Genomic DNA, 20,558 nt, shown 5'->3' on the forward strand with positions numbered 1-20,558 from the left:
GAACCCGATGTGTTGCTATCAATTAGCCAGTGATTTGAAATAGGGCTGTTCTCGGCGAAGTTCACTCGTGAACCTGTATGGACGGTGCTGGCCAGATATTCGCCGAGTATCTGAAATCGAGTCATTTCGATACGGGGTGGTCCATCGAACGGCGCCGAGGGTGGTGCCGAATGAAGGGCCCGCGGTGGCGATACGAAGACGCCGCCCCGGCCATATCGGCACCGGAGCGGCGAATCTATTACTGGAGTGCCGTGCCCGGATTTCCCACCCCCACAGGGAATCCCGCACGGATCGGTATCAGCCCACCCGGCGGTCGGCGGCGGCCCGCTCCGCGGCGGTGCGCCCGTTCTCGGCGGGTGGCGCACCCAGTGCGGCCGCGAGTTCGTCGGCCTCCTCCTGATCGGCCTGCACCGCCTCGACCGCGAGCCGGGCGAACACCCACTGCTCGGTGGCGGCCATCTGCCCACGGGTGCGGCCGAGGAAGGTGACGAACCACTGGATCACGGTGATGATCCGGCTGCGGTAGCCGACCAGGTAGTACAGGTGCAGCGCCAGCCAGGCCAGCCACGCGATGAAGCCGCCGAATTCCAGCTTGCCCACCTGGCAGACGGCGCTGAACCGCGACACCGTCGCCATACTGCCCTTGTTGAAGTAGCTGAACGGCTTGCGATCCTGCGGAGCTTGGCCTTTCAGCCCGGCCTTGATCTGCTTGGCGGCGTAGGTGGCGCCCTGGATCGCGCCCTGCGCCTGTCCTGGCACGCCCGGCACCGACATCAGGTCGCCGACCACGAAGACATTCGGGTGGCCCTTGATGGTGAGGTCCGGCTCGACGACGACTCGCCCGGCCCGGTCCGTCTCGGTGCCCTCGGAGCGTTCGGCCAACATCTTGCCGAGCGGGCTGGCCTGCACACCGGCCGACCACACCTTGCACGAGGATTCGATGCGGCGGACGGTGCCATCGGCATCCTTGACCTGTACGCCGTGCGCGTCGACGTTGGTCACCATGGCGTTGAGCTGGATCTCGACGCCCATCTTCTCCAGTCGCCGCTTCGCCTTGCCGCCGAGCTTCGGTCCCATCGGGCCGAGTACCGCGCCCGCACCCTCGACGAGGACCACTCGCGCGTCACGCGGATCGATATTGTGGAAGGTGCCTTCCAAGGTGCGGTCGGCGAGTTCGGCGATCTGCCCGGCCAATTCGACACCGGTGGGTCCCGCGCCGATCACCACGAAGGTGAGCAGCCGGTCCCGCATTTCCTGTGTGGTCGCCAGCTCGGCTCCCTCGAAGGAGCCCAGAATGCGCGCGCGTAGCTCGAGCGCGTCATCGATGGTCTTCATGCCGGGGGCGTAGGTGGCGAACTGATCGTTGCCGAAGTACGACTGCTGCGCGCCGGTGGCGACGATCAGGCTGTCGAAGGAGGTGACGGTGTTCTGGTTGAGCAGCCGCGAGGTGACGGTCTTGGTCGTGAGGTCGATGTCGACCACATCGCCGAGAAGTACCTGGGCGTTCTTCTGCTTGCGCAGCACCAGCCGGGTGGCGGGCGCGATCTCGCCGACCGACAGGATGCCGGTGGCCACCTGGTACAGCAGCGGCTGGAACAGGTGGGTGGAGGTCTTGGAAATGAGGGTGACGTCGACGTCGGCGTGTTTGAGGTGCTTGGTGCCGAACAGGCCACCGAAGCCCGAGCCGATCACCACCACCTGGTGACGGCGGGTCTCGATATCCTGAGTGCTCATCGTCCTGCTCCTCGACAGACCTGGGGTTCCCCCGCGAACGGTTCCTTGACCCGACCAACGGTAGTCGGCGCCATTCGGAGCGTCACGGCGAGATCCCGGTTCGTGATCTTCCGCGGTGCGATGCCTCACCGGCGCGGGGCGGACGGCGTGAACCCGGTTCGCCCGATCCGGCCGAATCAATTGTGAAAAAGACAATACGACACCTGGTGTCGCCGAGCGGCGTTTGCGATGTCCACCGCCGACCTGTCACGGTCCGAAGGCGCAGCGTACGCGCCGAATTCGAGACCTCTTCGCGGCGCTGTCGAGCTGCCGTACTTCGGTCGCGGATCGCGCTATGGACGGCGTCGGATCCCGTTCGGAGGGGAAGACCCGAGCGTGGGCGATCCACCCGGAGCACCGCGTCCGGCATGGCTGCGAGATCGGTCACCGCGACCTGTTCGGTCGGGCTTCCAGGCCTCCCACGCCCCGCGAGATCTTCGATGACGCGTGCCGGTGAATCCGTCCCCGGTGTGGCGGGAGGGCGTACCTGGGTACTCCATCGTCGACCGATGCGTATCCGAGCCTCACAAGGCGGTGAGCACGATGGCAGCGATGTACGCGCCCCGACCGACTACCGGAACGGTCAGCGTGCGAGTACCGGCGCGGGACATCGGGGTGATGATGCTGCGCGCGACCGTGGAGGAGACCGCCTTGGTCGCCTATTCCGATGCCGACTGCGCGGCCGAACTCGGGCTGATCGTCGAGGAGGTCGCGCACGGACTCGTCGACTGCGCCATCGATGGATCGATGTTCGACTGCGAACTGTCCTGCACCGACGAGGTGGCGCGAGTGCGGCTGTCCGCGACCACCCGATTCCCGCTGGACCGGGACCGCTGCGCGGTCGGCTGGCCGATCGTGGACGCGCTGACCAGGGATACCAGGGTGACCCGATCACAGTTCGACCGCGCCGGGCACGGGTACTTCACGGCAGTCGACCTCGATTGGCAGCCCGCGGGTTCGGCCATCGGACCGGAGATCAACGAATCACGGTGTGACGAAACCTGATTCGTAGGCGACGATCATCGCTTGGGTGCGATCGCGCACCCCGAGCTTGCCCAGCACCGCGCTCACATGCGATTTCACGGTCTCGGGACCGATGAACATCTGCGCGGCGATTTCGGCATTCGACAGACCCTTCGTCACCAGACGCAGCACGGCCGCCTCGCGCTCGGTGAGACCGGCGCGGTCGAGGAGGTCACGCGCGCGTGCGTTGCCGCGGCCGACCGCCAGCGCACGCACGGCGGCGGGGTAGAGCAGGTCAGCGCCTCCTGCAGGATCCGATAGCCCTCCCGCGAGATCGGTCCGGGGACGCGGTCGAGCGGCCCGGTCGTCCTGTCCTCGACAGGTACGCCCGCCGATCTCGCGGACTCGAACAGACGGCAGGCGTCGGCCAGCGTCGGGCGTCGGGCACCAGGCCCGTCGGGGTCGCGCAGCACGCGCAGGACGCGATCGAGGTCCGCGAGCGCGGCACGTCCCGTTTCCTCGATGGCCCCCAGGGCCCGCGCGGTGAAGTCCGGGTCGTTCGTGGTGCGCGCCGCCCCGGCCTGGAGCACCGCGGCGGTGAGCGCGTGACCGATCGAGTCGTGGAGTTCGCGGGCGAGACGATTGTGTTCGAGGAGCTGTTCGGTGCGTTCCTCCAGCGCCGTGACCACCGTGCCGAGCCCGACGAGGATCGCCAGGACCATCAGCGGCGGAACCGGTGCGAGAATCGCGTACCACCAGTGCGTTTGCTCGATCCGCACGAGCGCGTCGAGCGTGACGCCTGCCGCGGCCGCGAGGAGATCCGCACACAGCAGGACCATCGGCACGCACACGGCGAGTAGCACCGCGCTGAGAGCCAGCCGTGCTTCGAGCCACAGCACCGTGCGCCAGCGATCCCGGTCGCCAAGTCCTCGTGCACGACCCGACCGGGCCGCTGAACCCCTGGACCGGACTCCTCGGCGGCCGCGCGCTCTGGGCGGGATGGCAGAACCTGCGGCGACACGACGCGTGATGCGGCGGGTGCCTGGCTCACCGGTGGTGCGGACGCTGCCGCGGCAGGGCCCGAGTATCGGCTGTCGCTGCGGGCATGGGCATGCCCCGGGTCGTCTGCCGACAAACCGGCGGACGACTCGGGGCATGCCCGGTCTCACCTCGGCCGCTGTGTGAGACCTGCCGACTCAGCGACCCGCGAGCAGCATTTCGGCGACCTTGGTGTCGGTGTCGGCGCCCTCGGTGTAGCCGCCGTCGGTGCCGAGCGAGCTCATGATCGCCAAGGTGTAGCGCTCACCCGGTCCGGCGAAGCCGACCGAATTCACCACCCAGCCGCCCTGCTCGGCGGACCAGCCGTTCTTCAGGCCGGGGCGCATGCGCGCGCCCGCACCCCACACGCCCCAGTGCTGGTTGAAGTCCACCGACCGCATGCGGTCGAGCAGGTAATTCTTGTCGTCGGGATGCATCCGGTTCAGGACGTAGTCCATCAGCCGGTCCAGATCGGCGGCGGTGCATTTCTGGAAAGACCAGTCCGGGAAGAGCGCGGTATTGGTCGGCTGCGGGACCAGCGAGACCATGCCGTTGGCGCGGAAGGCGTTGTTGAAGGCCATCCGGTCGAGGCCGGAGTACTTGTTCCAGAGCAGGTCGGTGGCCTGGTCGTTCGAGGTGGCCAGCATGGACTCCATCAGCCCGCGATCGTCCGGGCCCAGCGCGATCGCACCGACCCGGGCGCGATTGAGTAGATCGACCGCGATGGCCAGCTTAATGGTTGAGGCGGTCCAGACCGCTTGCTCGGCATTCTCATTCGCGTACACCCCGCCGGTGACCCGATCCCGCAGCACATAACCGGTGAGGCCGGGGCGGCTGCGCAGATAGTTGTCGACGGCATTGATGCGCTGGCTCAGATCGCAGTCGAAGCCGGGCAGGCAGCCGCGGGTGAGCGCGGGCGGCGCGGCTTGGGCGCTGGGCAGTGCGGACGCGGGGAGCAGCGCGGGCGCGCTCGACAGCAGAATCGCAGCGGAGGCGAGGACACAGGCGGATGCGACCACGCGGGGAGTTGTCCGGGTGGGGGCCGAGGGGGAACGCACGAGGGACCACGATGGCACATCGCCGCGCTGTACGCACGTCTTGAGCTCGACCGTGTGCTGTGCTACCACAGTGCGTTGCGCACTTGCACCGCAGTGAGTTTCGATCCGGGGCGGGCCGGGCGGCTCAGCGGAACGCGGCCCGCAGTTCCTCGACGGTGCGGCCGTTGAGGCGATAGCAGTGCTCGAAGGCCTCGCCGTGGCGGTCGCGGGGCCAGGAATACAGGACGACGGTGCGGCCGTAAAAGCGCGAGTTGACCAACTCCCATCGATCACCGACCCGGCGGACCGTGAACCCGCCTCTCGGCACCAGGGGAATCACCATCGCATCCATGAACGCGAAACCAGCCTTTCGATCCAGCTCTCCCGTTCCTCCCCGGTTCAGCACTGTTGCACATCGGATCCGTCGATTCGAGGTGACACGGCCGAGGAATCCGTTCGCGTGTGGCTTATTTCACTCGGGTGCGGGCGGGGCGACTCGGTTGCGCGTGGGTCGCTGGCGTATAAACGACCAATGCCGCTGCACATCCACCGGGCCGAGCGCGCCGACGCCCTGGCGGACGCACTCGCCGCGCTGCTGGCGGCGCCGCTCGCGGATCCGTTCGCGGCGGAGGTGGTGGCGGTACCCGCCAAAGGAGTGGAGCGCTGGCTGACGCAGCGGCTGTCCGGTGTGCTCGGAGTATCCGGGCCCGCGTCGCGGCGGGGCGGTGACGGTGTCGCCGCGAATATCGCGTTCCCGTCCCCGGCGGCGCTGGTGGCGGAGGCGCTCGCGGCGGCGAGCGGGATCCGGCCCGAGGACGACCCGTGGGCGTCGGAGCGAGTGGTGTGGGCGTTGCTGCGGGTGATCGACGCATCGGTCACCGAACCGTGGGCGGCGGTGCTCGCGCGTCACCTCGGCGCGACCGATCCCACCGGTCGGGATCATCGAATCGGTAGACGCTATGCCACCGCGGCACATCTGGCCACACTCTTCGACAGCTATGCCGCGCAGCGCCCCGCCTTGATCGCCGAGTGGGCGGCGGGCGCCGACACCGACGGTGCGGGACAGCCGGTAGCCGACGACCTGCGCTGGCAGCCCGCCCTCTGGCGGCGGCTGCGCGCCGCGGTCGATGCGCCGAGTCCGGCCGAACGCCTGGCCGGGGCGTGCGCACGATTGCGTGCCGAACCCGATCTGATCGAACTGCCGCAACGTATTTCGCTGTTCGGGGTCACCCGCCTACCGACCGACCAGCTCGCTGTCCTCACCGCCCTCGCTGTCGCCCGTGACGTACACCTGTGGCTGGCCCACCCGAGCCCGGCCATGTGGGCCGCGCTCGCCGACCGTCCCGCCGCGGGCTCCCGGGCCGCCGATACCACCGTCACCGCCGTGCGGCACCCGTTGCTGTCCGGACTCGGCCGGGACGTTCGCGAGTTGCAGCAACGATTGACCGGATCGGGCGCGATCGGCATCGATGAACACGTGGTGGTTTCCGGACCGGAACTCGCGGCGGCGTCAGTCGGCGGTCATGCGGGTGAGAGCACACCGAATCGCAATGGGGCACAGGAAATTCCGGTGCCCCACCTGCCGTCCGAAATCGGTGTCGGCGGGCCCGATACCGGTGGCGTCGTCCGGGGCGTGACGTTGCTCGAGGCGTTGCAGGCGGGCATTCGGGATGATCGGTGGCCGGTCGCGGAGGCGGCCCGCGGTGCGGACGGCAGTGTGCAGGTGCACGCGTGTCACGGACCGACGCGGCAAGTGGAGGTGCTGCGGGAGGCGCTGCTGGGGTTGTTCGCGGCCGATCCGACCCTCGAGCCTCGGGATGTCGTGATCATGTGCCCGGAGGTGGAGGCGTATGCGCCGCTGGTGCGGGCCGCGTTCGGCTCACCTGTGACGGGATCCGGTGAGGCCGAGGGGGATTCGGTACATGCCGCGCAGCTGCTGCGCGTGCGGCTCGCTGATCGGGGGCGTGGCGTCACCAACCCGCTGCTCGCGGTGATCGGGGTACTGCTGGAATTGGCCGACGGCCGGGTGACGGTGACCCAGGTCTTGGATCTGGCGGCCTCCGAAACGGTTCGACGCCGATGCGGATTCGACGACGACGCGATCGAGCGGTTGCGCGAGTGGGCGGCCGAATCGGGTGCGCGGTGGGGGATCGGGCAACGGCAGCGGCAGGCATTCGGGCTGGCGGATTTCGGGCAGAACACACTCAACGGCGCGGTGGACCGGATCCTGCTCGGCGTCACCGCGGACGAAACCACCGAGGACTGGCTGGATTTGGCGCTGCCGCTGGACGATGTCGACAGCAACGACGTCGACCTGGCAGGCCGCTTCGCTGAGTTCATCGACCGGCTCGCGGTGTGTCTACGGGATCTGCGCGGCCCCCGTCCGGCGCCGGAATGGGCGGCGGTGCTCGGCCGCGCGCTGGATCTGCTCACCGACGTACCGGACAGCCAGGCGTGGGTGCGCGCCGAGGCCCGCCGCGAGCTCGCCGCCGCTACCGAGTACGCGGGCGAGGCGCCGCTGCGCTTGGCCGATGTCGGCGTGTTGCTGGCGAACAGGCTCGCCGCCCGCCCGACCCGCGCCAACTTCCGCACCGGTGAACTGACCGTCTGCACCCTGGTGCCGATGCGGTCGGTGCCGCACCGGGTTGTGGTGTTGCTCGGGCTGGACGATGACGTCTTTCCGCGCGCGGGCGGGATCGATGGCGACGACGTGCTTGCCCGCAATCCGCTACTGGGCGAACGGGATTCACGCAGCGAGGACCGGCAGCTGTTGCTCGACGCGATCATGGCCGCACGGGAGCGGCTGCTGGTGTTCCATACCGGCGCGGACCCGGTCAGCGGTGCGCACCGCCCACCCGCGATTCCGGTCGCCGAGTTGCTGGACGCCGTGCGCGGATACCTCGGCGATGCGCCGGGGGTGGTGACGCGGCATCCGCTACAGAGCTTCGATCGCCGGAACTTCCACGCCGAGCGGCCCTTCAGCTTCGACACGGTCGCCTTGGCCGGTGCGGTCGCGGCCGGCCAACCCGCGCGCCCGCGGTCACCGTTTCTGCCGGAACCACTGCCGGCACCGGAGCTCACCGATGTGGCGCTCGCGGATCTGATGTCCTTCGCCGAACATCCGGTGCGCGCCTTCCTGTGGCAGCGGCTCGGCCTGCGGGTGCCCGAACACGAAGAGGACATCGCGGATCGGCTCCCGATCGAGTTGGACGGTCTCGCCAAATGGGAACTGGGCGAACGCATGTTGACCGCGCGGCTCACCGGCGCCGACCCGTCCGGACTGCGCGCCGCGGAGTGGCGCCGCGGCACGCTGCCCCCGTTCGGGCTCGGCGGTGCGGTTCTGGACGAGATCGAGCACACCGTCGACAAGCTGGTGCGCGCCTCGGTATCGGACTACGAGACGCCCGCGCGTGCCGTCGACATCGCCATCGACCTCGGTAACGGCCGCAGGCTCACCGGCACCGTGCCCGAGGTGCGCGGGGAAACCCTGGTGCGCACCACCTTCTCCCGGCTGGCCCCGAAACATCGGATCGCCGCCTGGGTCGCGCTGCTCGCGCTGGCTGCCACCGAGGATCGCTCTTGGCGCGCCGTCACCACCGGCCGGGGCCAATTCAACCGGCCCGCTTGGCGTTCCGAGCTCACCGCGCCCGAGGCGCCCGGCGCCGTCGAGATCCTCCATGAACTGGTGCGGCTCCGCGACGCGGGCCTCACCGAACCGCTGCCGATCGCGCCCACCGCCACCGCCGCCTACGCCGACCGGCGCTTCCGCGGCGCGAGCACCGACGACGCCATCGCGGCGGCCGAACGCGAATTCAACGGCGGCCCCAACGGTCCCGGCAAATTCGGCGACCACACCGACCGCCACCTGCGCTACATCTGGGGCCCCGCCCCCCGCCTCGAACACCTGATGGCCGCCTCCGCCCCCGCGGGCGAACGGGGCGAAACCACCCGCTTCGGCGCCCTCGCCCGCCGCCTCTGGGCCCCTCTGCTGTCGGCCGAAACGCAGGGGCAGCCATGATCATTCGACCCATCGTGATTCGACGCACGCTCTACGCGACCGCACCACACAGAACTGCGCGAAGGTCCGTGGCGGGTGCGAGTGCGGGTGCGGCATGTGGTGAGCATGCGGCGGGTGTCGTCGGACTGGTAGCCATCGGGGGCGAGCTCCGTGGTGGCCGCGCTGCGGCTGTCGGGTGTGCTGCGGGTGTTGTAGGTCCGACAGTTGTCGAGGGCGAGTTCGGTGGTGGCCGCGCTGCCGGTGTTGTGGGTGCTGCGGGTGTCGTCGGTCAGGTAGCCGTCGAGGGCGAGTTCGGCGGTGGTCGTGCTGCGGCTGTTGTGGGTGCTGCGGGTGTCGTGGGTCCGGTGGCCGTCGACAGCAAGCCCGGTGTCGATACGGGAGCCGGCGGCGCGGCGGCCTCGGATCGACGCGACGCGCGGGCGGGGTCCCCGGGGGTGCCGTGGTGGCGCAGTAGGCTCGGCGCTGCGACGGGTCGGGGGCTGGCGAGCGGTGGAAGTCGGGGTCTGGCATGACGGTTCAGGACGCGGATATCGCGGCGCCGGTGCTCGGGGGCGCGGAAACGTTCGATCCGTTCGGTCCGTTACCGACCGGGACCACCGTGCTGGAGGCCAGTGCGGGGACCGGGAAAACGCATGCGATCGTCGGGTTGGCGGTGCGGTATGTAGCCGAGGCGGGCGTCGATATTTCGCAGCTACTGCTGGTGACGTTCAGCCGGGCTGCCACGCAGGAACTTCGGGAACGGGCCAGGGACCGGTTCGTCACGGTGGCGGCGGCGCTCGCCGACCCGGCGGCGGCGGAGCACCACGGTGACGACCTGATTCGTCATCTGGCGCAGGCGGATTCGGCGGAAGTATGGCGCAGGCGGGCCCGACTGCTGGTCGCGCTGTCGGACTTCGACGCGGGTACCATCGCCACGACGCACAGCTTCTGCCAGCGCATGCTGGACGAGCTCGGGCTTGCCGGAGAACATGATCCCGGCGCGCGGTTGGTCGAGAACGTCGACGAACTCGTGCTCACCGTCGCCGACGATCTGTACCTGCGTCGCTATGCCCGCGCCGAGCCGCCGTTCCCGTTGAAGGAAGCGCATACCCTCGCGGTGGCCGCGGTGCGGGATCGGCACGCACAGCTGATGCCGACGGGCGACGGCCCCGCGGGGGAGCGGGTCGCCTTCGCCGCCGCTGTCCGCACCGAAACCGAGCGTCGAAAGCGGCTTGCCGGGCTGCGCGACTTCGACGACCTGCTCGTCCTGCTGCACGAGGTGCTCGCCGACCCGGTGCACGGTGATCGCGCGTGCGCGCGCATTCGTGACCGCTACCGGGTTGCCCTGGTCGACGAGTTCCAGGACACCGACCCGCTGCAATGGGACATCCTGCGCCGCTCCTTCCACGGGACCACCACCCTGGTCCTGGTCGGCGACCCGAAACAGGCGATCTACGCGTTCCGCGGCGCCGAGGTGCTCAGCTATCTCGACGCCGTCGCACACGCGGGCAGCCGCCGCGAGCTCACCACCAACTGGCGCAGCGACGCGGGCCTGCTGGCCGCCCTCGACCACCTGCACGGTGGTGCGGCACTGGGCCATCACGACATCTCCGTCTATCCGGTCGCCGCGACCCGCCCCTGGACCCGTCTGTCGGGTTCCGCTGAACTCATCACCCCGCTGCGCCTGCGCTGTCTGCCGCGCACCGGTGCGGGTCCGCTCAACAAGTCCGGCTTCCCGGCAGTCGGGCGGCTGCGGGCCGGGGTCGCCGACGATCTCGCCGCCGACATCGTCCGGCTGCTCGAATCCGGTGCGCAGATCGATGCGGATGGTGGGCAGCCACTCGCGGATCACCGGCGACCTGGTGCATCGGGTACCGCCACCGCCTCGGAGAGCGCGTGGGCCGGGGCGGGCGAGTCGGTGGGCGGAATTCCCGCGGAGCTCGATGGCGGCCTCCGTGCCGGTTCGGGTGTGCGGTCCTCGGCTCGGCGGCCGATCGGTCCCGGTGATATCGCGGTGCTGGTGCGCACACGAACCCAAATCGACGTGGTGCGAGCGGCTTTGGACCGGGTCGGGGTGGCGTCGGTGCTCGCGGGTGGCACCAGTGTTTTCGGGACCGCCAGTGCCACGGACTGGCTGTGGTTGCTGCGAGCGCTGGAGCAGCCGCACCGGTCGGATCGGGTGCGATTGGCCGCGTGTACCCCGCTGCTCGGTATCACTGCGGCCGAGATCGATAGCGGCGGCGCCGATCTGGTCGGCCGCATCAGTGCCCAGTTGCGCGACGCGGCCCGGCTGTTCACGCGCGCCGGTTTCGCGGCGGTCTTCGAAAAGCTTTCCGCGGAGGCGAATCTCGCACAGCGCCTGCTGACGGTGGAGAACGGTGAGCGGCAGCTGACCGATCTGCGCCATATCGCGCAGCTGCTGGATCAGATCGCGCTCGGCGAGGGGCTCGGACTCACCGCGTTGACCCGCTGGCTGGCCGATCGGGTGCGTGATCCGGCCTCTGGGAGTGTGGCGGACCGCAGCCGCAGGCTCGACCGCGATGCCGCGGCCGTGCAGATCGCGACCGTTCACGCCAGTAAGGGCCTCGAATTCCCGGTCGTCTATCTGCCTTTCGCGTGGGACAGCGCCAAGAACCCGTACCCGGCGACCTTACTGTTTCACGCCGAGGACGGCTCTCGCGTACTCGATGTGGGCGGACCCGACGCCGCCGGATACAACGAACGCAAGCTGCGCAGCGAGACGGAGGAGGCGGGGGAGGAACTGCGGCTGCTGTATGTCGCGCTGACCAGGGCGAAATGCCAGGTCGTCGCCTGGTGGGCGCCCGCCATCACGACCGCGGCCTCCCCGCTGCACCGCATGATCTTCGGCCGCCCGGACGGTGGCGATCTCGTGCCGAGCCGGGCCGCGGTGCCCGCGGATGCCGTTGCGGTGCAGACCCTGTCGGCATGGGCGGGCAGTGCCGGGGAGGCGATCTCGGTGACCGCCGTGGCGCCCCCCGATAGCGTCGAGCTCCGACGGGTACGCACCGAACCGGTGACCGGCGAGCTCGCCGCCGCCCACTTCGACCGCATCATGGACCTGCAATGGCGGCGCACCTCCTACTCGGCGCTGACCGCGGGCGCACACGAATTCGTCGCCGAGACCGAGCCCGAGGACGAGCGTGGCCCCGGTGACGAACCCGCCGACGCGCCGATCCTGGCGGAGGAACCGATCGCGGGCGCCCCGTCGCTGATGAACGCTCTGCCCTACGGCGCCGAGTTCGGCACCCTGGTGCACGGCGTCCTGGAGCGAATCGACAGGGACGCACCGGATCTCGAAACCGAGGTGCACACCCGCTGCCGCGAGGCGATCGCGGAGTTGATGGCCGAGGTGGATCCGGTGCTGCTCGGCGCCGCGCTGCTGGCCGTACTGCGAACTCCACTCGGATTCGGTTGCCTCGCTGATATATCCGGCCGCGACCAGCTCAACGAGCTCGAGTTCGAGCTGCCCCTCGGTGGTGGCGATACCGCGGGCGCGCGGTCGTCGACCCTGCGCCAGATCGCCGAGCTGCTGCGCGAGCACCTCGGCCTCGACGATATCTTCCACTCCTACGCCGACCAGGTCGCGACGCTGGAGGACACCCCACTGCGCGGCTACCTCACCGGCAGCATCGACGCGGTCCTGCGCATCACCGACACTCCGGGCGCGCCCGCGCGTTTCATCATCGTCGACTACAAGACCAACAGACTCGGTACCGGTGATCTCACCGTCGATCACTACACCCGCGATCGGATGGCAGCGGAGATGTTGCGCTCCCACTACCCACTCCAAGCCCTACTGTATTCCGTTGCCCTGCACAGGTACCTGCGCTGGCGGCTGCCCGATTACGACCCGGCCCGCCATCTGGGCGGCTGCGCCTACCTCTTCGTTCGCGGCATGGTCGGGCCGAATACGCCGCCAGGGCGCGGAACCTTCGATTGGAGTCCGCCGGTAGCGTTGGTCATCGCCCTGTCGGATCTGCTGGCCGGTGCGGTCGTTCCGTGTGGCATCCAGGGATTCGAGTGATGCGATGACCTCCATTCAGCTGGCGCAGCGGGGCACCGGATTGCTGCGCACCTTCAACGAGGCCGGGGTGCTGTCCGCCGCGGATGTGCATGTCGCGCTGCGGCTGGGCCGCCTGGGCCGCGAACCCTCCGAAGAGGTGCTCTTCGCGGCCGCGCTGGCCGTCCGGGCGGTGCGTTCCGGTTCGGTCTGCCTCGAGCTGGACCGGATTCGCGAGATCGGTGTGGACGCCGACGAAAATTGGGATGCCGGAACGGGTATCGATCCAGCGACGCTGCCGTGGCCGGATACCGACGCGGTGGTAGCGGCGCTACGGGTGAGTCCGCTGGTATGCGGCGGACCGGCGGGGCCGCTGACACCGCTGCGGCTGGTGCCCGCCCAGCCGGGTGCGGGGCCGCTGCTGTATCTGGAACGCTATTTCCAGCAGGAGCAGACGATTCGGCGGGTGCTTACCGAGCGCGCGGACAACCACCCGGTGGTCGATCCCGCGATCGTGCGCCGGGAACTGGATCGTCTGTTCGACGGCCCGCCCGGGGTGGCCCCGGATCGTCAGCGCCTGGCGGCCGCGCTGGCCGCCACGCACTGGACCACCGTGGTGGCGGGTGGGCCCGGCACCGGCAAGACGCATACGATCGCCCGCATTCTGGCGCTGCTCGACGCGCATCGACGCGCGAATCCCAAACTCCCCGTGCTGCGTATCGCGCTCGCCGCGCCCACCGGCAAGGCCGCCGCCCGGCTCCAGGAGGCGGTGCGCGAACAGGCCGCCGCCCTCGGACTGCCGGAGCTCACCGCCGCCACGCTGCACCGCCTGCTCGGCTGGCAGCGCGGCCGCAATACCCGCTTCCGGTACCACGAGTTCAATCGGCTGCCCTACGACGTGATCGTGGTCGACGAAACCTCCATGGTGTCGCTGACCATGATGAGTAGCCTGCTGGCCGCGCTGCGACCGGATACCCGCCTGGTACTGGTGGGTGACCCGGACCAGCTCGCCTCGGTCGACGCGGGCGCGGTGCTCGCCGACCTGGTCGCGGGACCCGTGGTGGGGAAGCCGAATCCGGTACTCGATCAGGTGCTGGACTCCCCGACGCCGGAGGCCGGTCCGGAAGCGCTGTCGGCGCTCGAACGAACCAGGTTGCGCGGCGGCATCGTCCGGCTGACCCGGGGCCGCCGCTTCGGCGGGAAGATCGCCGATCTCGCGGTCGCGGTCCGGGCGGGCGACGCCGACAGCGCCCTCGAGCTGCTTCGCGCGGGCGGCCCCGAACTGTCCCTGTGCACTCCCGAGCAGACCGCCGCGGTGCGCGCCGATGTGGTCGACGCGGCCCACGCCGTCACCGCTGCCGCCGTGGGCGGCAATGCCGCGGGTGCGTTGATCGCCTTGGAATCCCACCGCCTGCTCTGCGCCCACCGCCAGGGTCCGTTCGGCGTCGAACGCTGGGACCGAATGGCCGCCGAATGGGCCGCCGCGGCCGATGCCGGACTCGAATCACACCGGTCCTCTTGGTATCCCGGTCAACCGCTGCTCGTCACCGCCAATGACCATGAGGCGCGCATCTACAACGGCGACACCGGTGTCATCGTCCGGCTTCCGGACGGTTCACTGCGGGCCGCCCTCCAACGCGGCAGCGAACCCTACCTGGTGCATCCGACCCAATTCCCTGCCGTGGTCACCGTTTTCGCGATGACCATCCACCGCAGCCAGGGCAGCCAGTACGACACCGTCTCGGTGGTCCTGCCCGAGCCCGAATCCACCCTGTTGACCCGGGAACTCCTCTACACCGCGATCACCCGCGCCCGCCGCCACGTCCGGATCATCGGCACCGACGAATCCATCCGCGCCGCCATCGCCCGCCGCGTCCTGCGTGCGAGCGGCTTGTCCCGGCGCGCCGATCCCGGAGCCGGGTAACCGAGGCCCCAACCGCACCCGCATCGCCGGTATCGCGGCATGCCGACGATCCCGAGGCTGCGCATATGCCCGGTTAGTTCACGTCGAACATCCGGGCCGCATTCTGGTAGCAGACCTGCCGGAGCCAGACGTCGCCGAGCCCGAGCCGTTCCAGCGCGTATATCGAATGCCCATACGAATACGGGATATTCGGGAAGTCGCTGCCGAATAGGATACGGTCGCCGAAGTCCCGCAGGCGGCCGCGTTCGGAAGTCGGGAAGGGAGCGTCGGCCTCGCTGAAGTCGGTCCAGACCATGGTCGTATCGAGGTGGACGCCGGGGTATTCCTCGGCCAGGTCCAGGAATTCGGAGTATTCGGGGGTGCCCATATGCGCGATGATCAACCGCAGGCGTGGATACCGGTGCAGCAGTGCGGCAATGGGTTCCGGACCGGTGTAGGTACCGGGGGCGGGTCCGGAACCGCAATGCATGAGGGCCGGAACGCCGCTGTCCTCCAGCATGCCCCACACCGGGTTGAGCAGCGGGTCACCGGGATGGAAATCGCCGACCTGGATGTGCACCTTGAAGATTCGGGCGCCGCGCTCGATGGCCGCCTCGACATAGCTGTCCACGCCGTGTTCGGGGTAGAAGGTGGCGGTGTGCAGGCAGTCGGGTGTGCGCTCGGCGAAGTCGGCGGTCCATTCGTTGAGCCAGGCCGCCATATCCGGTTTGTGCGGGTAGACGAGCGAGGTGAAGGCGCGCACACCGAAGCCCCGCAATGCCTTCAGCCGCACCTGCTCGTCGTCGCGGTAGGCGATGGGCCACGCTCGCCCGGTCAGCGGACCCACGGAATCGAAGTACGCCCATACCTTCCGCATGACCTGCTCCGGCATGAAATGGGTGTGGACGTCGATAATTCCGGGCAGTTCCAGCCGGGTGCGAAATTCGGCGAGATAGGTATTGTCGTCGTCGCCTGCGATCACCGGATCTCCTGTTCGCCGCGGGCGCGCCCGCGCATTCGCGGCGCGGTGCGCTTCACCGCGCCTTCCGTTCGACCGGCGGGTAGACAGCCCGGGCGAAGTCGCCGACCCGGGTGATCAGCCGATCGAAGAATGCCGCTGGATCGGTGCCGATTACGATGTCGGCGTTGGGTTCCCGGCCCCACACGCCCGCCCAGTCGGCGACGGTGGTGGCCCGAGTCAGGGTTCCGGTCAATTCGACGTCCACCGTCGCGGGCCGGGTCACCGCGAGTGTCGGATCAAGGGCGACCGCGGCCGCGAAGGGATCGTGCATATGCGCGATATAGCCCTGGTCGTACTGCCGGTGGAATTCGAAGTAGAACCTGACCGCGTCGGAGATGTAGCGGACCAGGGGATTCGGCGCCGTCGAGCGGATCCCGTCGTGGTCTGCCTCCGAAACCGCTTCGGCGGGTACGCTTCCCGCGCGCTCCGCGAGCAGGGTCAGATGCTTGGGGACCATTTCGATGGTCTCGGTGATGTCGAGTGCGCACACCAGCGGTCTGCGATCGGCGGGCGCCGCCGAGAACGCGTCGAAGACCTCCTTGGCGGCCTCCGGGTCCACGTGCACGTTCCATTCATTGGTCGGCGTCGTATTTCCGGGGTGGTTGAAGGCGCCACCCATGATCACCAGTCGCTTCAGCAGCCGCGGCAGCGCGGGCTCGAGGCGCAGGGCCAGGGCGAGATTCGTCAGCGGTCCGGTGCACAGGCCGATGAGCTCGCCCGGATGCGCGCGGACCAGTGCGACCCACATTTCGGCCGCGGTTCGCTCCGAGAGGGCCCGCGTCGGGGGCGGCAGTTCGGCGTAGCCGATACCCTGCGGTCCGTGCGTATCCTCGGTGGTGCGCAATGGAATTGCCAGCGGCTCCGGCGCGCCGAGCGCGACTTCGATCTCGGGGGCCCGGCACACCTCCAGCCACGCCAGATTGTTGACGGCCACCTGTGCCGCGGGCACATTGCCCGCGGTGGCCGCGATGCCGACGATCTGGGCATCGGGGGAGGCCAGCAGGTAGAGCAGGGCGAGGGAGTCGTCGATGCCGGTATCGACGTCCAAGATGATCTGCTGCCGCACAGCACGAGCGTAGCGACCGTTCGGATAACTATGTGCGTCGCCCACGGTGACGTGTTGGTACACCCGTCTGGCACATATGTCTGAGACGTGTTGTAGGCTGGTAGGCATGGGAAACCGAGAAGACCTCTTGGCCGGGGCGCGCAAGGCGATCATGGAGCGCGGTGTCGCCAAGACCACCGCCCGCGACATCGCGGCCGCCGCCGGCGTCAGTCTGGCCGCCATCGGCTACCACTTCGGCTCCAAGGAACGGCTGATCACCGAGGCGCTGGCCGAGGCGCTCGGCAGCGGCATCGGCGATGGGATGGAGGCGCTGATCCGGGCGACGAAGGGGCGGCCGATGCCGGAGGCGTTCGCGTCGATGCTGAACGGCCTGCCCTCGATTTTCGCGGAGAACCGGGAGGGCATGCTGGCGAGTATGGAGAATCTACTGCGTGTCGCACGCTCCGCGGAGTCGCAGACATTCATGGCGGAGAACCTGCCCCACGCCTACGCGGATATCGCCACCGCGCTGCGCGAAACACATCCGGAGCTGACCGCCGAGCAGGCCGACGCCGTGGCCGAGCTGTATTTCACTCTGACCCAGGGCCTTTCGGTGCTGTGGCTCATCAACCCGGACGGCACGGTACCCGACGGCGACCGATTCGCCGCGGCATGGCAGGCGATCACGCCGGGGTGACCCGTCAGTGCCGCTCGTTCTCGGCCGCTTCGTTCTCGGCTACTTCGCCCTCGCTCACCGGGACATCGCGTAACTGCCGCAGCGCCACCACCGCGATGAGCAGCGACGCGATACCCGCGATCCCCGCGGTGATGTGCACACCGTGCAGGAACGCCTCACGCGCCGCGCCGAGAACCGAATCGCCTATGTGGCCGGGTAGTTCGGCCGCGACCTGCACGGCGGCGCCGAGCGTATCCCGCACCGATCCGGTCGCCTCGTCGGACAGTTCCGCGGGCAGCGTCGCGCTGAGATCACCGCGATAGATGGCGATGCTGATACTGCCCAGAATCGAGATGCCCAGCGCGCCACCGAGTTCGGCACCGGTCTCGGAGACCCCCGAGGCCGCGCCCGCCTGCTCTGGTGGCGCCGATCCGACGATGATCTCGGTGGTGATGCCGAACACCGGGGCCAGCCCCAGCGAGCAGATCACCGACGCGGCCAACGCCAGGCCATAACCCCCGGTGGCCGCGAGCTGCGTCATCGTGAGCAACCCGACCCCGGCCAGCGCGAGCCCGCCGCTGATCAGATACGCCGGTCGCACCACCCGGACCAGTCGCGGGGTGACCTGGGAGCCGATGATGAATCCGAGTCCGGAGGGCGCCATCACCAGTCCGGTCTGCAACGGCGTCATACCGAGCACCAGCTGGAAGTACTGGGCGATGAACAGGAAGTAGCCGAAGGCGACGAAGATTCCGATCATATTGACCACCAGAGCGATCCGGAACCTGCCCAACCGGAACAACCGCAGATCGAGCATGGGATCCGGGTGGCGCAGCTGCCGCCGCACGAACAGCGCGCCGAGCAGCGCACCGCCGGCCAGGGCGAGCGCCGAGCCGACGCCCACTCCGTCCTGCGCGATCTGCTTCATCCCGAAGACCACCGCGATCATCGTCGCCACGCACAGCGCCGCGCTCACCGGATCGAGCCTGCCCGCCTCCGGATCCCGGAACTCCGGCAGCACCTTCGGCCCCAGGATCAGCAGCAGCACCATGACCGGCACCGCGAGCAGGAATACCGAACCCCACCAGAAGTTCTCCAGCAGCACGCCGCCGAATATCGGTCCGACCGCACCGCCCGCCGAATACGCGCCGACCCACACGCCCACCGCGACCGACCGCTGCCTGGCATCGCGGAACATATTGAAGATCAACGACAGCGTGGACGGCGCGACCGTCGCCCCGGCGATACCGAGCAGCGCCCGGCAGCCGATGAGGATCTCCGAGGTCGGCGCGAACGCCGCCACGACCGAGACCAGCGCGAAGATCGCGGCCCCCGCCAGCAGGATGCGCCGCCGCCCGATGCGGTCACCGAGCGTGCCCATGGTGATCAGCAGACCCGCCACCATGAAGCCGTAGATATCGATGATCCACAGCAGTTGCGCACTGGTCGGATGCAGGTCGGAGCTGATCATCGGTACGGCCAGATGCAGCACCGTGAGGTCCATGGCGTAAACCAGGCAGGCCAGCGCGAGCACGGCCAGCCCGATCCACTCGGTGCGTCCGGCGCGCGCCGGTGATCGGTCCGCGGTGGGGGCGGAGGTAGCCATGGTGCCGATTCCCTCCGGCGTGATGATCTCGGTGGCGGTCATGTCGGTGCTGACGGTTCGTGAGCCACCATTTCATCGGCAACCGACGGTAATCCGCAAAGGATTTTTCGTGGCCTGCCTCGCGTCGCCTACCGGGTGCGCACCGACCAGGCGGGGGTGTTGCCACCGTAGGCCGGGGCGGGCCAGGCGTAGTCGGGGTACTCGGCGAATGCGGGCGCGGCGGTGACGAGTTTGCCGTGCAGTACCGCGGCATCCGGGTGCGGCGGCGTGGCAGGGCCGTGGTTGATCGTCCGGCCGGGCGCGCTGAGCAGCCAGGACGCCGTGCGTGCCAGCGATACTCGGATGTCGCGGCCGATGCCGTCGTAGGTGCGGGCGGCCAGCGCGTCGATCACACCCGCCGCGAGCAGATAGCCGGAGGCGTGGTCGAGCGCCTGTGCGGGCAACGCGCCGGGCACGGATGGGGCGCCTTCGATAATCGAGATGCCGGTGGCGGCCTGCACAATGCTGTCGAATCCGCGGCGCCCACCCCAGGGACCCGTGTCACCCCACGCGCAGACCCGCCCGTGCACCAGCCCGGGCCGCACCGAGAGGTCGAGGCCCGCGTATTCCAGCGCGCCCGGCCGGTATCCGGTGACCAGCACATCGGCCGAGGCCAACAGCTCGTAGAAGGCCGGGTCGCGCAGATCGAGCCGGGTCGAGAGCTTGCCCTGGCAGGTGTCGACGTAATGCCACGGAATCTCGGCCAGGAAGGGTGGATCCACCCGCAGCACCTCCGCGCCGAGCAGGGCGAGGGTCCGCGTCGCCACCGGGCCCGCGATGACCCGGGTCAGATCGAGTACGCGAATTCCGCGCAATGGCTGGAACGGGGTGGCATCCGAGCGGGATTGGCTGCTCGCCCGGTCCGCGCGTGCCTCGATCGCCACCAGCGGCCCGGAGGCGGCGGACACCGCCTCGGGGGTGTCCGCCCACTCCTCCTCGGTGCGCACCCGGACCGCGATCGCCCCATAGGCGGCGGCGGTCTCCTCGATATCGGAGGCCCGGCTCATGGCCAGTTGTGCCACCGCGAGATCGAGCGGCGCGTTATCGGGTAGTCCGAGTGCTGCCAGCAGCTGGGCCCGGTGGTGCGGGTAGTTGGCGTGGGTGCGCACCCAGCCGTCGAAGGTCGGGAAGAAGCCGGATAGTTCCGCGAACATGGTGGGCTGCCTGCCGTCGGCGCGCAGCAGCCGGTCGCTGCAAAAGGACGCGGTGATCCGATCCGGGTCGATCCGATGCGCCACCGGGGCCAGTCCGTGCGCGTCGCGCAACCGGTTCGAGGCCGCGGCCGTAGCGGCCACCGATCCGGCCGCTAATGCCCAAACCGGCAGTGTCGCAGCAAGATTATTGCCGGGATCGGGGACCGGAGTAATGGCGGAGGCGGGGACACCGATTCCGGCTTCGTAGTCGTGGACCAGCTGTGCGTGCGCGTTCACCACATCGAC

At 69.2% G+C, this 20,558-nt stretch carries 14 protein-coding genes; 5 read left to right on the plus strand and 9 right to left on the minus strand.

The annotated features are described in order from the left end of the window. Nucleotides 1-297 precede the first annotated feature (297 nt). A complete protein-coding gene (locus AB0H61_RS25285; RefSeq protein ID WP_357308849.1) occupies nucleotides 298-1,734 on the minus strand; it encodes an NAD(P)/FAD-dependent oxidoreductase in 1,437 nt (478 codons plus the stop codon). Between the two features lie 591 nt (nucleotides 1,735-2,325). On the opposite strand from AB0H61_RS25285, the gene AB0H61_RS25290 reads away from it, so the two are divergent. Continuing rightward, nucleotides 2,326-2,778 carry a hypothetical protein gene (locus AB0H61_RS25290; protein WP_357308852.1) on the plus strand — a complete coding sequence of 151 codons (453 nt, stop codon included), beginning with the start codon at nucleotides 2,326-2,328 and terminating at the stop codon, nucleotides 2,776-2,778. Here the strand turns inward: AB0H61_RS25290 and AB0H61_RS25295 are convergent. From AB0H61_RS25295 to AB0H61_RS25310, 4 genes are all read right to left on the minus strand, one after another. Further along, nucleotides 2,758-2,916: a LuxR C-terminal-related transcriptional regulator gene (locus AB0H61_RS25295; RefSeq protein ID WP_357308855.1), complete on the minus strand. Its 159-nt coding sequence runs from the start codon at nucleotides 2,914-2,916 to the stop codon at nucleotides 2,758-2,760. The genes AB0H61_RS25290 and AB0H61_RS25295 overlap by 21 nt on opposite strands. After that, complete coding sequence (locus AB0H61_RS25300; RefSeq protein WP_357308858.1) at nucleotides 2,913-3,635, minus strand: histidine kinase; 723 nt, start codon at nucleotides 3,633-3,635, stop codon at nucleotides 2,913-2,915. The genes AB0H61_RS25295 and AB0H61_RS25300 overlap by 4 nt, the downstream gene beginning before the upstream one ends. Before the next feature lie 297 nt (nucleotides 3,636-3,932). Further along, on the minus strand, nucleotides 3,933-4,793 hold the full coding sequence (locus AB0H61_RS25305; protein WP_357308861.1) for a tat pathway signal sequence: 861 nt from the start codon (nucleotides 4,791-4,793) through the stop codon (nucleotides 3,933-3,935). A 163-nt stretch (nucleotides 4,794-4,956) separates the two neighbouring features. Then, nucleotides 4,957-5,154 carry a hypothetical protein gene (locus AB0H61_RS25310; protein WP_357308864.1) on the minus strand — a complete coding sequence of 66 codons (198 nt, stop codon included), beginning with the start codon at nucleotides 5,152-5,154 and terminating at the stop codon, nucleotides 4,957-4,959. Nucleotides 5,155-5,343: 189 nt separating this feature from the next. On the opposite strand from AB0H61_RS25310, the gene recC reads away from it, so the two are divergent. The 3 genes from recC (at nucleotide 5,344) to recD (ending at nucleotide 14,753) form a co-directional block, all read left to right on the plus strand. After that, nucleotides 5,344-8,829 (plus strand): exodeoxyribonuclease V subunit gamma, encoded by a 3,486-nt coding sequence (gene recC / locus AB0H61_RS25315; RefSeq protein ID WP_357308867.1) that lies wholly within the window; start codon nucleotides 5,344-5,346, stop codon nucleotides 8,827-8,829. A 508-nt stretch (nucleotides 8,830-9,337) separates the two neighbouring features. Next, nucleotides 9,338-12,853 carry a UvrD-helicase domain-containing protein gene (locus AB0H61_RS25320; RefSeq protein WP_357308870.1) on the plus strand — a complete coding sequence of 1,172 codons (3,516 nt, stop codon included), beginning with the start codon at nucleotides 9,338-9,340 and terminating at the stop codon, nucleotides 12,851-12,853. Between the two features lie 4 nt (nucleotides 12,854-12,857). Further along, nucleotides 12,858-14,753 carry an exodeoxyribonuclease V subunit alpha gene (gene recD / locus AB0H61_RS25325; protein WP_357308874.1) on the plus strand — a complete coding sequence of 632 codons (1,896 nt, stop codon included), beginning with the start codon at nucleotides 12,858-12,860 and terminating at the stop codon, nucleotides 14,751-14,753. A 73-nt stretch (nucleotides 14,754-14,826) separates the two neighbouring features. Here recD and AB0H61_RS25330 read toward each other — a convergent pair whose 3' ends face one another. Together AB0H61_RS25330 and AB0H61_RS25335 are read right to left on the minus strand one after the other, a co-directional pair. Beyond that, nucleotides 14,827-15,711: an amidohydrolase family protein gene (locus AB0H61_RS25330; protein ID WP_357309258.1), complete on the minus strand. Its 885-nt coding sequence runs from the start codon at nucleotides 15,709-15,711 to the stop codon at nucleotides 14,827-14,829. Between the two features lie 55 nt (nucleotides 15,712-15,766). Then, nucleotides 15,767-16,819 (minus strand): nucleoside hydrolase, encoded by a 1,053-nt coding sequence (locus AB0H61_RS25335; RefSeq protein WP_357308877.1) that lies wholly within the window; start codon nucleotides 16,817-16,819, stop codon nucleotides 15,767-15,769. A 106-nt stretch (nucleotides 16,820-16,925) separates the two neighbouring features. Here AB0H61_RS25335 and AB0H61_RS25340 point away from each other — a divergent pair, with 106 nt between their 5' ends. Next, a complete protein-coding gene (locus AB0H61_RS25340; protein WP_357308880.1) occupies nucleotides 16,926-17,495 on the plus strand; it encodes a TetR/AcrR family transcriptional regulator in 570 nt (189 codons plus the stop codon). Between the two features lie 4 nt (nucleotides 17,496-17,499). Here AB0H61_RS25340 and AB0H61_RS25345 read toward each other — a convergent pair whose 3' ends face one another. Both AB0H61_RS25345 and AB0H61_RS25350 read right to left on the minus strand, forming a co-directional pair. Continuing rightward, nucleotides 17,500-19,122: an MFS transporter gene (locus AB0H61_RS25345; protein ID WP_357308883.1), complete on the minus strand. Its 1,623-nt coding sequence runs from the start codon at nucleotides 19,120-19,122 to the stop codon at nucleotides 17,500-17,502. Nucleotides 19,123-19,208: 86 nt separating this feature from the next. Next, on the minus strand, nucleotides 19,209-20,549 hold the full coding sequence (locus tag AB0H61_RS25350) for a CoA transferase (RefSeq protein ID WP_357308886.1): 1,341 nt from the start codon (nucleotides 20,547-20,549) through the stop codon (nucleotides 19,209-19,211). Between the last annotated feature and the right edge of the window lie 9 nt (nucleotides 20,550-20,558).

Source organism: Nocardia sp. NPDC050710 (genome assembly GCF_040654375.1).
In the GTDB taxonomy this organism is placed as follows: Bacteria; Actinomycetota; Actinomycetes; order Mycobacteriales; family Mycobacteriaceae; genus Nocardia.